General features: G+C 72.9%; 10 protein-coding genes. 5 read left to right on the plus strand and 5 right to left on the minus strand.

The window, feature by feature from the left end:
* The first annotated feature begins 4 nt into the window (after positions 1-4).
* Positions 5-1384 carry a hypothetical protein gene (locus PV350_RS11105; RefSeq protein ID WP_499510277.1) on the plus strand — a complete coding sequence of 460 codons (1380 nt, stop codon included), beginning with the start codon at positions 5-7 and terminating at the stop codon, positions 1382-1384.
* 78 nt (positions 1385-1462) lie between these two features.
* Here the strand turns inward: PV350_RS11105 and PV350_RS11110 are convergent, their stop codons facing one another.
* The 3 genes from PV350_RS11110 to PV350_RS11120 form a co-directional block, all read right to left on the minus strand.
* Complete coding sequence (locus PV350_RS11110; RefSeq protein WP_500333514.1) at positions 1463-3514, minus strand: DUF1996 domain-containing protein; 2052 nt, start codon at positions 3512-3514, stop codon at positions 1463-1465.
* 248 nt (positions 3515-3762) lie between these two features.
* On the minus strand, positions 3763-4323 hold the full coding sequence (locus tag PV350_RS11115) for an AMIN-like domain-containing (lipo)protein (RefSeq protein ID WP_500333515.1): 561 nt from the start codon (positions 4321-4323) through the stop codon (positions 3763-3765).
* Between the two features lie 126 nt (positions 4324-4449).
* Positions 4450-5226 (minus strand): hypothetical protein, encoded by a 777-nt coding sequence (locus PV350_RS11120; protein WP_500333516.1) that lies wholly within the window; start codon positions 5224-5226, stop codon positions 4450-4452.
* Between the two features lie 293 nt (positions 5227-5519).
* Here PV350_RS11120 and PV350_RS11125 point away from each other — a divergent pair, with 293 nt between their 5' ends.
* From PV350_RS11125 to PV350_RS11140, 4 genes are read left to right on the plus strand one after another with little or no spacing between them, the layout of a single operon-like run.
* Entirely contained in the window at positions 5520-6473 is a 954-nt protein-coding gene (locus PV350_RS11125; RefSeq protein ID WP_500333517.1) for a hypothetical protein, read from the plus strand.
* Entirely contained in the window at positions 6470-7942 is a 1473-nt protein-coding gene (locus PV350_RS11130) for a peptidoglycan-binding protein (protein ID WP_500333518.1), read from the plus strand. The genes PV350_RS11125 and PV350_RS11130 overlap by 4 nt, the downstream gene beginning before the upstream one ends.
* 56 nt (positions 7943-7998) lie before the next feature.
* The gene (locus PV350_RS11135; protein ID WP_499510283.1) at positions 7999-8679 is read left to right on the plus strand and encodes an ABC transporter ATP-binding protein; all 681 of its coding nucleotides are present in this window, start codon (positions 7999-8001) and stop codon (positions 8677-8679) included.
* Positions 8676-9932: an ABC transporter permease gene (locus tag PV350_RS11140; RefSeq protein WP_499510284.1), complete on the plus strand. Its 1257-nt coding sequence runs from the start codon at positions 8676-8678 to the stop codon at positions 9930-9932. Before PV350_RS11135 ends, PV350_RS11140 begins: the two co-directional genes overlap by 4 nt.
* A 376-nt stretch (positions 9933-10308) precedes the next feature.
* Here the strand turns inward: PV350_RS11140 and PV350_RS11145 are convergent, their stop codons facing one another.
* Positions 10309-12057 (minus strand): glycoside hydrolase family 35 protein, encoded by a 1749-nt coding sequence (locus tag PV350_RS11145; RefSeq protein ID WP_500333520.1) that lies wholly within the window; start codon positions 12055-12057, stop codon positions 10309-10311.
* Positions 12058-12218: 161 nt separating this feature from the next.
* Positions 12219-13271, minus strand: coding sequence for a LacI family DNA-binding transcriptional regulator (locus PV350_RS11150; RefSeq protein ID WP_499510286.1), 1053 nt, complete (start codon positions 13269-13271; stop codon positions 12219-12221).
* Positions 13272-13329 lie beyond the last annotated feature (58 nt).

Below are 13329 nucleotides of genomic sequence, written 5' to 3' on the forward strand. Positions count from 1 at the left end.
CACCATGGCCGACCACCACGTCGCCGCCCTGGCGTATCTGTCCTGGAATCCCTCCGCGCCGGCGGACGTCCTGCTGCGGCTGCTCAGGCACGACGACCGGGCGATCAAACGGAACGTCGCCCAGCGCAGGGGTCTGCCGCTGGAAGTGGTCGACGCGATCCTGACGGACCCGGACCCGGCGCTACGGGCATGCTTCGCCGAGAGCGAGAACGCGGACCCGGCCCAGCGGGCCCGCCTCCTCGACGATCCGTCGCCGCGGGTCATCCTGGGCCTGGCCATCGGCCCGACGCCGTACAGGAAACGCGTGGACCCCCTGCCCGACTGGGCGTACGAACGTCTCCTCGCCCACCCGGACGGGAGGATCCGCTGCGAGACCGTCATCTCGCGCCTCGTGCCCGGCCACCTCCTGGCGCGACTGGCGGACCATGCGGACGGCCCCCTGCGCCAGGCGGCCTGCCGCGCGTGGGACTCCCTGACCGACGACGCCAAGGAGGCGCTGCTCCACGACGACGACCTCGATGTGCGACGCGCCGCCGCAATGCGCGTCTGTCATCAGGACGCAGAACGCACGGCCTGGCTCGTGGAGAGCCTTACGAACCCCTGGGACCGGGCCACGGTGCTCCGCGGCGGGCTGCTCAGCCGTGAGCTCGCCGAACGCCTGGTCACCGGCGACCGCCCGGCGTCCGTCGCCGCCAACCCCTCCCTCCCTCCGGACCTCGTCGCGCGGTTGGCCACCCACCCGGATCCGCACGTGCGGCTGGTCGTCTCCGCCAGGCCGGAGCTGACGGAGCGGGAACGCGCGGCCGTCGACTACACCGTGGGCCCCGAGGACCGCCTGGACGTGCTGGACTGGGTGCGGGAGGCGCGGGACGACCCGGAGGTCCTGCGGCGATGTGCGACCTCCGCGCACACATGGCTGCGCCGCAGCGCCGCCGTGTGCCCCGGCCTGGAGCCCGAGTACGTCGAACTGCTGTCCCGGGACGAGGACTTCGCCGTGCGGCTCCTGCTGTGCGAGTTCCACCCGGAACCGCCGCCGGAAACCCTGCTGGACCTCTACCTCAACGGCACCCACCGCGCGGTCATGTGGTTCGCCAACCACCCGCGGTTCCCCGCCGCGGGCCTCGCGGAGCGCTTCGCGGACTCGGCGGACCCCGAGGAAGGTCGTCTCGCGTTGACCGACCCGGACCTGCCCGTGCGGACCCTGGAGGAGTTCGCCCGCGACCCCGACCGGCGATGGGCTGCGGCCCGCCACCCGCGGCTGCCCGTACCGCTGATCCGCGAACTGCTCGACGACCCCGGCACGACCCATCACGCCGCCGGCAACCCCGGTCTGCCCGCCGAGGACATGCACCGGCTCCTGGACGGCGCCGGGGTCCCCGACTAGCCGGACGACGCCCTTGGCGACCGGGCGCTACGCCCGGTCGCCAAGGGGGACTTCACTGCGGCCGCCTGGGAAGCGGAGCTAGAGCGCGCCGCGCTTCACCCGGCGGAGCAGGAGGAATCCCGCGATCGCCAGGACCGCTCCGAGGCCGGCCGGCCACAGGTTGGTCCCGGTGTCGGCCAGACCGCCGTTGATCGCCTGCTGGTTGGCCTGTCCCGCGGGGCTCGGGGCGAACCCGCCGGGGGCGGGGGACTGCCCGGGCGCCGTCGACTGCTGGCCGCCCTGCTCCTCGCCCTGCTCTTCGCCCTGCTGCCCGCCCTGCTCCTCGCCGTGGTGCTGGTGGCCGCCGGCGGGCGGGTTGGCGGTGTCGTCCTGGCCCGCCGTAGGCGTGGTGTCGGCCTTGGGCGTCACCGTGACGGGAGCGTCGGGGGTGTCGCCGCCTCCGTTCTGGTCGTCGTCCGGGTTGTCCGCCGGGGGCTCCTCGGCGCCGGGGTCGTCGTTCCCGCCGTTACCGGGTTCTTCGGCGCCGGGGTCGTCGTTCCCGCCGTTACCGGGTTCTTCGGCGCCGGGGTCGTCGTTGCCCCCGTTGCCGGGCTCCTCCGTACCCGGGTTGTCGTTCCCGCCGTTGCCGGGCTCCTCCGTACCGGGGTCGTCGTTCCCGCCGTTGCCGGGCTCCTCCGCACCGTCGCCGCCGGCGCCACAGGTGCGGCCCTGGTTGATGCAGTCGGCCACCTCCTGCATCAGGCCCTCGTCGAAGATGTTGATGAAGTCGCCGTGGTCGGTGATCGGCTTGTGCAGGTTCTCGGGGAAGGAGTCCACCGCGAACAACGGCACCGTCTTGCCGCCGTCCTGGACGCTCGGCGCCTGGACGTCGTACACGATGCGCTGGACGAGCTGCGGAATGGCCTTGAAGCCCTGCGGGCAGTTGCCGCCCGCGTCGGCGAAGGCCACGTGGGTGCGGTGGTTGGCGCTGTCGACGTTCTGGCCGTCCCAGCAGCTCTGGAACCGGAAGGTGCGGACCACGTCGCTGCCGTCGGGGCAGAGCGGGTACTTGTCCTTCAGCTGCCGGTCCTCCAGACCCGTGCAGCTCCAGGAGGCGTTGGCGTTGGCCGGCCCGTTGACGAAGGCCTTCGCGTCGCCCGTGATGATGCGCAGCAGGCGCGGCATGGGCGTGACCTTGCTGACGGGGTTGCCGACGAACGTGAGCGTGACCTCCTTGGGGGTCACGATCTTCCCGGCGTTGCCCTCGGTGCCGCCGCCGGGCGCCCCGGCGTCCCGCTCCACGGTGCCGTCCTGCACGCGCAGCACGGGCCAGTAGTACGACGACTTGTCGCCCTGGTCCTTGCAGCTCGTCTCCGCCTTGGCGAGGTCGTCGATGGTGGCGAGTCCGTTGTTGGACTGGTTGCCGATGTAGTCGTGGAAGTGGTGGGCGCCGTTGGTCACTCCGGGGGCGACGATGATGTTGTCGGAGTTGAACAGGCCGCCTGCGTTGACACCGCACTCGGACGAGAACGTGCCGGAAGAGGCGTCCGACGGCTGCGGGCCGCGCGGCGCGTTCGGGTTCACGCTCATGATGTCGGCGAAGTCCGCCACGACGGGGCCGTTGCCGCCCTGTCCGCCGCCCTGCCCGGCCGGGGCGCCCTGGCCGTTCTGGCCGCCGTCACCCGTGGACGGCTGCGGGCTGCCTTCCTGACCCTCCTGACCCTGCTGGCCCTCCTGACCTTCCTGGGCATCGGTGGAGCGGACCGTGCAGCCCGCGAGGCCCTCGACACCCTGCGGGGGGTCCCCCACGCGGTCGATGGCTTGCAGGATGCGCGCGATCGTCGCGGCGCGCTTGTCCTTCAGCGGGCCCAGGACCGCGTTGTCCACGAAACCGGGGTCCTGCTGCTGGGCTGCCGACGTCTCCTTCAGCCTCTGGTAGGCCTCGGCTATCTGCTGGTCCAGAAGGGCGAGTTCCTTGTCGACGTCCTCCTTCGCCTGCTCGGGCACGGAGGTGAGCTCCGTGCCGACGTCCGGACAGTCGACCGTGATCGCCTGGCCCGCGGAGGTCGTCTGGGCCGTCTGACCCGACGAGTCCCCCTCGGTCGCCGAGGCGAACACGTTCGCCGTCACCAGGACACCGCCTCCCAGCATCAGGGCGACGGCTACAAAGGTGCCACTACGTGTGCCGGTAGCACGTCTGCGCGAATTGCGTACCAAGGAAACCCTCCTGCGCGCCTGATGATTGGCGGCCTGAACACGACAAGCCGTCCACACATACGGACACCACCCCCGGAGTGTTCAACCGCCCCGGGAATTCACAGGAGTTACCGGTCAAGGCCGTGGCCGCCCAGGCCGGGCCCGGTGGCGCCACGCCACCGGGCCCGGCCGGCGGGAGCGCCTCACCAGGTGTGGGCCACGTCGATCACCAGGCGGTCGGAGAGCTGGAACACCCGGAACGGCAGCCGGGCCCGCACACCGAGCCCCACCTGCGTGTCACCCTCGAAGCTCGACGCGAACCTCGCGTCCCTGAAGGTCCGGTAGCCGGTCAGGTCGACGCCCGGCAGCGTCCGCCCCGCGCGGCCCGGGTACGTCGCGGCGCCGGTCTGCGGGTCGTACGAGGGGGCGGCCACCCGGATCTCGATGATCGCCCCGCCGGAGACCGGTATGACCCGCCCCGAGCCGTCCTGGTGGACGGCGTCGACGTACTGCACGGTGTAGCCGATCGCGACCGTGCCGGCGGTGGGCACGTCGAACACCACACGGTCGTAGCACTCGTGGCTGCCGGTCCTGATGTCGGTCAGTGACCCGAGGTCGGCGTCGGTCCCGGACTTCGGGAGGCTGCCCCAGCCCGTCGGGCACGCCGCCGCGGGCGCCGCGGCCACCGCGGGCACTGCCACGGCCACCCCCGCACCAGCCATCACCAGGGCGGCCAGCACCGCCCCGTATCGTTTCGCACGCATGGTTCCCCCTTGCATTGCGGCTCTTGCCTGCTTTCCATGTACGACATGCCGGGCAAGGGTTTGGTTGTGCCGGGACGCCCGGGAACGCGCCGTCTCCCGGACGGTCCACGGGCCAGCCGTCTTCCGTCACCCGCCGGTGCTGGGGAACGCCGTCCTCAGGGCCTCCGTGACCGTGGTGAGGGTGGCGTCCGACGGTGCGCGCAGGCACACGTCGATGCGCACCTCGAAGGGCTTGCCGTACGCCGCCGAGCGGCCGTAACCCCAGGCGGGGATCTCCGTGTCGCCCCGCAGTACCTGGCAGCCCTTTCCCGCGGCCACCGGATCGCCCAGGGTGAGGGGCGTCGCCGGGCCGGCCTTGCCCGTCACGGTGGTACGGAACGTCATCAGCACCCCGTCCTCGCCGAGTTCCTCCAGCGGCTCGCAGGCGGGCTGCGCTTCCTCCGCCAGGTCGGGGCAGGAGTCGCGTGACGGGAGGCTCAGGAGCTGCGAGGCGACGAAGCCCGTCGCCGTGCCACGGTCGTCGACGGACAGGCTGTACCAGGTCCGCGGTACCCGCAGCGTCAGTCCGGTGCCGCTCAGGAGGCGGACCGTCGTGCGGTCCCCCGTGGCTCCCGGCGAGGGCGTCGCTGCGGGGAGGGCGTGCCGCTCTCCCGCCGCGTCGGCCGGAGGCCGTGCCTCGCCCGGTGGCCGCAGCCCCGGTACGAGGGTCGCGCAGGCCACGACGGCGACCACCGCCGTGACCGCGCCGGCGGCTGCCACGCGGCGCCGCCGGCGCCGCTGCACACGCCACCTGATCCGCGTCATGCGGTCGGCGGGGCCGGCGGTCTGCGGCACCGCGTCATGCAGAAGGCGGCGCAGCGCCTGTTCCGTCTCGTGCCACTGCTCGTCAGGTGCGGCGCGCATGGTCCTCACTCCCCTCCACGGGACGGCGGCCCGGCCCCGACTCCCGCACCGTGCAGGCCCCCTGCCATCGCGCTCCCGTCCCGGTTGAACTCCTCACTCCTGTTCCAACCGGGTGGGGCGCCGTTCGGTTGCCCGGGGAACACCCGCCGCCGACCAGGCCTCCCTCCCCGAACCGTGATGTGCGTCACACCGCTGGAAACGGCTCATCCCTGAGCGGTGGTCCACCGGGTTGAGGACGTCAACGGGGCGCATCGCCCCGCCGTGACACCTTTCGAACGAAGTGACGGAACGACATGCCTCCCACACCCACCACGCGTGCACTGCGGCCGGCCGCGGCCGCCGTTGTCCTCGCGCTCGCCCTCGCGCTCGCCGGATGCACCCAGGACGACGGCGGTACCGCCGCATCCGCCGGCTCCTCCTCCGACGGCCACACGCCGCCCTCGCGGGCCGCCGTCAACGGTGAACTGGCGATCCCCGAGGGGGCCGACGAGGGGACCAGACAGCAATACGTGTCGCAGAACACCATTGCCGCCTGCATGCGGAAGAAGGGCTTCACCTACACGCCGCACGTGTCGGGCGTGGAAACCGCCGCCATCCCGGTCGACGGTCAGGATTACGAACTGGCCAAGAAGTACCGCGACAAGTACGGCTTCGGCTTCTTCGCGGCCGCCGTCTACCCGGACGACCCCGGCGTCCCCGGCAGCAAGGCCCACGAGGCCCGGGAGATGATCAACCCGGACGAGGCCTACCTCGACGCACTGTCCCCGGCCCAGCGGAAGGCCTACGACACGGCGATGGGCACCGCGAAGCAACTCGCGAGCGGGAAGAAGGTGATGCTTCCGGGATGTGTGAAGGAGGGGATCGAGAAGGCCTACGGGCCGGAGAAGTCCCAGGCCGAACTCGACCGTGAGCACGCCGCGAACGAGGAGCGGGACCGCGCCGCGAAGCAGGCCCTCAACGGGGACCCACGGTTGATCTCCCTGGCGCAGCGGTTCGCGTCCTGCCTGCGCGACGAGGGCATCGCGGTGACGACGACCCAGCCGACCGCCATCGGGGACATGGTGAAGTTCGCGACGGCCCAGCAGACCCCGCAGGACGGCGTCCAGAAGATGGACCAGGACACGGCGCGGGCCAAGCTCACCCAGGAGATCACCATCGCCCGCAAGGACCTGGAGTGCGGCAAGGAGTTCCGCGCCGCGTACTTCCCCAAGCTCGCCAAGCACCCCCTCTACGGGATCACCGGATGAGCCGGCGTCTGCCGAGCGGCCCGAACGGGCGCGGCAAGCAGGTCGGGATGATCGTGGGCGTGGTCGCGCTCGTCGGCGCGGGCGGCTGGTTCGCCGGTACCCAGATGCAGTCGCCCGCCGACGCCGCCGCCTCGCGCCGGCCGCCTGAGGCCGGTCCCGTCACCGTCGCCGTGGAACGCCGGAAACTGACCGCGAGCGTGATCGCGCAGGGCGGCGTGGAGTTCGGGGCACCGCACGGGGTGTCGCTTTCCGGATCCGTCGGGTCCGCGGGCGGTTCCGGGGACGGCGAGGCGACCCAGCGGGTCACCAGGCTTCCGCAAGCCGGTGCCACACTGCGCGAGGGCAGCGTCCTGATGCAGGTGAACGGCCGTCCGGTGTTCGTGCTGCGCGGCTCGGTCCCGATGTACCGGGCCCTCGGCCCCAGCAGTTCGGGCGACGACGTCAGGCAGTTGCAGAGCGCGCTGCGCAGGATCGGGCACGATCCGGGAGCCGTCAGCGGGGACTACCGGCAGGGCACCGCGTCGGCGGTGACCCGCTGGTACCAGGGCAAGGGGTTCACGCCGCAGCAGCCGGGCGTCGCCGACCAGCAGCAGCTGGGCGACCTGGAGGCCGCCGTCACCGACGCGCAGCTCGCGGTCCTCGCGGCGCAGGGCCGCGGAGCCGAAGGCGGGGGCGAGGGCGGGGGCGAGGGCGGCAAGGGAGGTTCCGGCACGGCGGGCCCGCCGGCCTCCGGCGAGGCGTCGGCTCTCGAACTGCGCTCCGCGCGGCAGCGGCTGGACCGGGCCAACGCGGCGCTCAGCGCGTTCACCGCCACGTACGGCACCAAGGTCCCGGCGGGCGAGGTCGTCTTCCTGCCCGATCTGCCGGTCCGGGTCGACAAGGTCAAGGTGCGCCTGGGTGACACCCCGGACGGCGAGGTCGCCACCGTGACGAGCTCCGACGTGGTGGTGCGGGCCGTCGTGCCCGGAGCCGACGGCTCCGCGCTGCGCGAGGGCATGACCGCACGGATCGAGACGGCGGACGGCACCCGTGTGCGCGGCGTCGTCGCGCAGGTGGGCGGCGCCGGGAACCAGGCGGACACCGGAAAGGACGGCGACGGCACCGGCGCGGACGCGAAGGACGAGGGCGGGGCCGAACCCGGTGCCGATGCCGGCGCGGAGCCGGGCGCCGACCCGTCCGCTCCGGTCCAGCTGGTGATCTCCGTACCCGAACCCGGCCCGTTGAAGGACCAGTCGGGCGGCACCGCCAAGGTGACCATCGAGGTGGGCGCCTCGAAGGGCGCCGTCCTGGTGGTGCCCGTGGCCGCGGTCCACACCAGCGCCGACGGCAAGGCCCGGGTACGGGTGGACCGCGACGGCGCGGTGGTGAACGTGCCCGTCACCGTGGGCCTCTCGGCCGCCGGGCAGGTCGAGGTCAATGCGGACGGCGGCTCGCTGGACGAGGGCGACCAGGTGGTGGTCGGACGGTGAGGCACAGACCCGTACCGCCTGGCCCGGCCCCTGAGCAGGCGCCGGATCCGGACACCGTGATCCGGCTCACCGGCCTGAGCCGGGTGTTCGACACCGACCCACCCGTGCACGCCCTGCGCGACGTGCACCTGGAAGTCAGGAGAGGGGAACACCTGTCGATCGTCGGCCCCTCCGGCTCGGGGAAGTCCACGCTGCTCAACACCCTGGGCCTGCTGGACCGGCCCACGTCGGGCAGCTACTGGCTCGACGGGGTCCTCACCAACGCCCTGGGCGATCCCGAGCGGACCGCGCTGCGCGGCAGCCGCATCGGCTTCGTGTTCCAGTCCTTCCACCTGCTGCCGTACCGCACCGTGGACGAGAACGTCATGCTCGCCGAGACCTACCGGACCCCTCGCCCGGGCCGTGCGCGCCGCACCCGCGCCGAGCGCGCCCGGACCGCACTGACGCGGGTCGGACTCGGGCACCGCTTCGGCTTCCTGCCGGGCCGCCTGTCTGGTGGCGAACGGCAGCGGGTGGCCATCGCCCGGGCCCTGATGGGCGAGCCCGCCCTTCTGTTGTGCGACGAGCCGACGGGCAACCTCGACAGCGAGAACACCGAGTCGGTGCTCGCGCTCTTCGACGAACTGCAGGCCCAGGGCATGACGTTGCTGGTGATCACCCACGACGACGCCGTGAGCGGACGGGCCGGCCGGCGGGTGCGGATCCGCGACGGCATGCTCCGGCAGGAGGGCGCATGAGGCCCGGCATCCGTGGCGTGCGGCGCCGCGCCGCCCACGAACGCCCCTTCATGGACCCGCGGGACCTGTGGTCGGAGTCCCTGGCCGGAGTGCTGGCCCGCCCGGTCCGTTCCGCGCTGACGACCTTGGGTACGGTGCTGGGCATCGGCACGCTGGTCATCACGATCGGCGTGGCGTCGACGGCGGCGAACCAGATCGTCGGCCGGTTCGACGCCCTCACCGCCACCTCGGTGACGGTCGTGGTGCCGTCCCCACCACCGGGGTCCGCCGATCCGCCGCTGGTGGACTGGCCGGGTGTCGGAGCGGTCGAGCGCCTCGCGGGTGTGGAGTCGGCCGCCGCACTGTCCGATTCCGACGGCAGCGCGAACGTCCAGGTCCGGGCGAACGACGTGGTCGCCCCCGGCGCGCTGACCGAGCAGACCTTGGCGGTCGTCGCCGCCACCCCGGCGCTGCCGGAGGCGGTCCGCGGCACGATGGCCACCGGCCGGTTCTTCGACACCGGTGACATCGCACGTCACGACCGGGTCGCCGTCCTCGGCGACCAGGCGGCCCGGGTGCTGGGCATCGACGACGTACGCGACGCCCCCGCCGTCTTCTTCAAGGGGCAGTCGTACACGGTGATCGGCGTGCTCGGCGGGTTCCAACGCGAGCAGCGCCTGTCCGCCTCGGTGATCCTGCCCCCGACCACGGCGGCGGACCGGATGGGCATGGACAACGTGACCCGGGTCCTGGTCAACACCTCCCTCGGCGCGGCCCGGCAGGTCGCCCGGCAGGCGCCGGTCGCCCTGTCCCCCGGACACGAGGAGGCGCTCACCGTGACCGCCCCGCCGGACCTGTCCAAGGCCAGGAAGGGCGTCCAGGGCGACGTCAACGGCCTGTTCCTGGTCCTCGGGCTGGTCTCGCTGGTCGTGGGCGCCATCGGCATCGCCAACGTCACCCTCGTCACCGTGATGGAACGCGTCGGCGAGATCGGACTGCGCCGGGCCCTGGGCGCGTCCCGGCGCCAGGTGGCCGGGCAGTTCCTGGCGGAGTCCACCACCATCGGCCTCCTCGGCGGCGTCGTGGGCGCGGCCCTGGGCGTGGTGGTCGTCGTCGGCGTGGCCGCCGTGAAGGACTGGACGCCCGTCCTGGACCTCCGCCTCGCCCTGGGCGCCCCGGTCGCCGGCGCCATGGTCGGCCTCCTCGCCGGCCTCTACCCCGCCCTGCGCGCCGCCCGGATGGAACCCGTGGACGCCCTCCGCGCCCCGTCCTGACCCCGCGCCGCCGCGGGGCCCCGGGCGGACGGCGCGTCCGCCCGGGCCCGCGGTGCCCGTCGGCCGCCGCGTAGCCTGGTCCCATGGTGCAGAGGAAGGCCAGGAGCGCCTGCAGGGCGTAGAGGTACTCGCCCTCCTCGCCGTCGAAGGGCTGCGCCACCAGGTGCTGCCGGGTCACCCGGCGCATGTCGTCGAGCTCTGCCGCGTAGTGCGCGCGGACGTGTCCCGGCTCGTGGAGTTGCCCCGTAGGCGTGTTCGAGGCGTGACCAGTCGATGGGCATGCCCGTCATCATCGCAGCCGCCCCCCCGCCCCGCCGTCCGGAGTGCCGGACGGCGGGGCGGGGGGCGGCGCGCTCGATCCCCGCTCAGGCCCCGCTCATTCCTCCGTCGGTCCGAGGTCGGGGGTGTCCCGCAGGTCGACGGTCGCGCGGGCGGTGGCGTGCAGTTCGAGGACGACGAGTTCGTTCGTGCCGGGCCGCAGGACCGGGCCGGGGACGTAGAGGCGCCGCTGGGGGCCGCGGGACCAGTGGCGGCCCAGGGCGAAGCCGTTGATCCAGGCGTTGCCCTTGGTCCAGCCGGTGAGGTCCAGGTAGGTGTCCGCGGGCTGCTCCACCTCGAACACCCCGCGGTGGAACGCCGGCCCCACCGGCTGCGGGCCGCCGGTGGTGAAGGTCAGGCCCGACAGGTCGTCCAGGGGCAGGGGCCTGCTGCTCCAGCCGGTCAGTTCGGTGCCGTTGGCGGTGACCGTGCCGGTGAGGCCCTTGCGGTCGTGGATGCCCTCCCCGTAGTTGACGCGGCCCTGGTTCTCGACGAGGACGGTCAGGGTCGCGCCGCAGGCCGGCACGGTGACGGTCAGGGCACCTTCGTGCAGTTCGCGTTCGAGGACGCCGACGGCGGCGCCGTCGAGGAAGACCTGTGCCCGGTCCGCGATCGCGGCGAAGTGCAGCAGGGTGGGGCCCGGCTCGCGCAGGGCGGTCTCGTACACGACGAAGCCGAAGTCCTGGCCGAGTTCCTCCATGGTCAGCGGACGCGGCCCGGTCACCGCCTGGCCGAGGCGGCCGGCGGAGCCGAGCAGCGGGGCGTTCGCGGTGAGCCGGACGCCGAGGAGGTTGAGCTTCTTGGACGGCTCGGGCAGCGGCTCGTCGGGGACGGTGGTGTGCCGGGCGAGGACGTCGCGGAAGGCGAGGTACTTGGGGGTGATGTCGCCGGCCTCGTCCAGGGGCGCGTCGTAGTCGTAGGAGGTGATGGTGGGGCGGTAGGTGTGCTTGTCGTTGGCGCCGTTGGTGAAGCCGAAGTTGGTGCCGCCGTGGAACATGTACAGGTTGACGCTCGCACCGGCCGACAGCATCTCGTCCAGGTCGGCGGCGGCCGACGCGGCGTCACGGACGACGTGTACACCGCCCCAGCGGTCGAACCAGCCGTTCCAGAACTCGGTGCACATCAGCGGCCCGTCGCCCTGGTGCTCGCGCAGCGCGGCCAGGCCCTGTGCGGGGCGGCTGCCGAAGTTGACGGTGCCGAGGACGCCCGGGATGCTGCCGCGGGCGAGGTCGGCGGGCTGGTCACAGGTGAACAGCGGCACGTCCACACCGCCTTGGCGCAGCTTGTCCTGAAGGTGCGTCAGGTATGCGGGGTCCTCGCCGTAGGCGCCGTACTCGTTCTCGACCTGCACCGCCAGGACGGGCCCTCCGTTGGTGGCGAGGTAGGGGACGACCAGCGGCAGCAGCCGGTCCAGGTAGTCGTCCACGGCGGTCAGGTAGCGCGGGTCGGCGGTGCGCAGCCGGATGCCGGGCGTGGCGAGCAGCCAGGACGGCAGTCCGCCGCCCTCCCACTCGGCGCAGATGTACGGGCCGGGGCGCAGCAGCACGTGCAGGCCCTCGGCCTGTGCGAGTTCCAGGAAGGCCGGCAGGTCCAGGCCGTCCTCAGTGCGGAAGGTGTGCGGCCGCGGCTGGTGCAGGTTCCACGGCACGTAGGTGTCGACGGTGTTGAGTCCGAGCAGCCGTGCCTTGCGCAGCCGGTCACGCCACTGGCCGGGGTGGACGCGGAAGTAGTGCAGGCCACCGGAGATGACGCGGAACGGCTCGCCGCCGAGGCGGAATTCGTTCCCTTCGATCCGCAGTACGGGCATGGGCCGTGCTCCTCCAGTGGAGTCGAGTTCTGGTGCGTGTGGTGCATGCGGTGCGGTCACGGGGTGTTCGCCGGTGTCCGGCGGGGACGCCCCGTGACGGAATGTTTGCGTTGCCATCGCGACGATGCGGTGACCACGGGGAAACCGTCGGGGGTTCGGCCTCAGCGACCGCGCGGCGGCGGCGCGGTGCTGCTGCGCACGACCAGGCTGGTGGGCACCAGCGTGGTGCCCCGCTCCGCCTCGTCCTTGCGGATCTGCCGCAGCACCCCGTCGACGCAGCGTCGGCCGACCTCGGCGAAGTCCTGGTGGATCGTCGTCAGCGGCGGCATGTACGAGGCGGCCTCGGGGATGTCGTCGAAGCCCACCACGCTGACGTCCTCCGGCACCCGACGGCCCTGCTCGCGCAGCGCACGCAACAGCCCGAGCGCCATCTGGTCGTTGGCCACGAACACCGCCGAACAGCCCGGGTCCTGCGCGATGCGCAGCCCGGCCCGGTAACCCGACTCCGCGGACCAGTCCCCGCGCAGCAGCGGCGGCACCTCGCGCCCCGCCGACTCCAACGCCGCCCGCCAGGCACCCACCCGGCGCTCCGCGGCGAACGACTCCTTCGGGCCGGCGATGTGCCACACCGTGCCGTGACCGAGACCCAGCAGGTGTTCCACGGCCGCCCGGGCGCCGCTGGCCTGGTCGGTGTCGACCACGCAGTAGCGGTCCCCGGCGTCGGAGTCCACCACCACCACCGGCGCGGTCGGCGGCAGGGCCACCGTCATCGCGTCCAGCAGATGGACCTCCATGATCATGACGACCCCGTCCACCGCCAGCTCCCCGAGCCGGGTGAACGCGCCCTGGACCCCGTCCTGCGTGGGCACGGTGACCGGCAGCAGCGTCGTGGCGTAACCCTCCCGGGCCGCGGACGAGGCCACGGCCTCCAGCGTGCGCATGTTGCCGGTGCTGGAGAGGTTGAACAAGATGACGCCGATGGTGCGGAACTCGCCCCGCTTGAGGGCCCGGGCCGCGCTGTTGGGCCGGTAGCCGAGCTCCTTCATCGCGGCCAGCACCTGCTGCCGGGTCTCCTCCAGCACCCCGGGGAAACCGTTGGAGACCCGGGAGACGGTCTGCGCCGAGACGCCCGCCAGCTTGGCCACGTCGGCCATCGACGCACCGCGCCGCCGCCGCTGCGCACCCGCCGCCGAGCTCTGTCCGGTCCCGTCCACGTGCGTCGTACACCTCATACGTTTCACTGCCGTTGGTGGTCAGAAGTCTAGGGGGGCC

The sequence above is a fragment of the Streptomyces sp. PA03-6a genome (assembly GCF_033792765.1).
Lineage (GTDB): Bacteria > Actinomycetota > Actinomycetes > Streptomycetales > Streptomycetaceae > Actinacidiphila.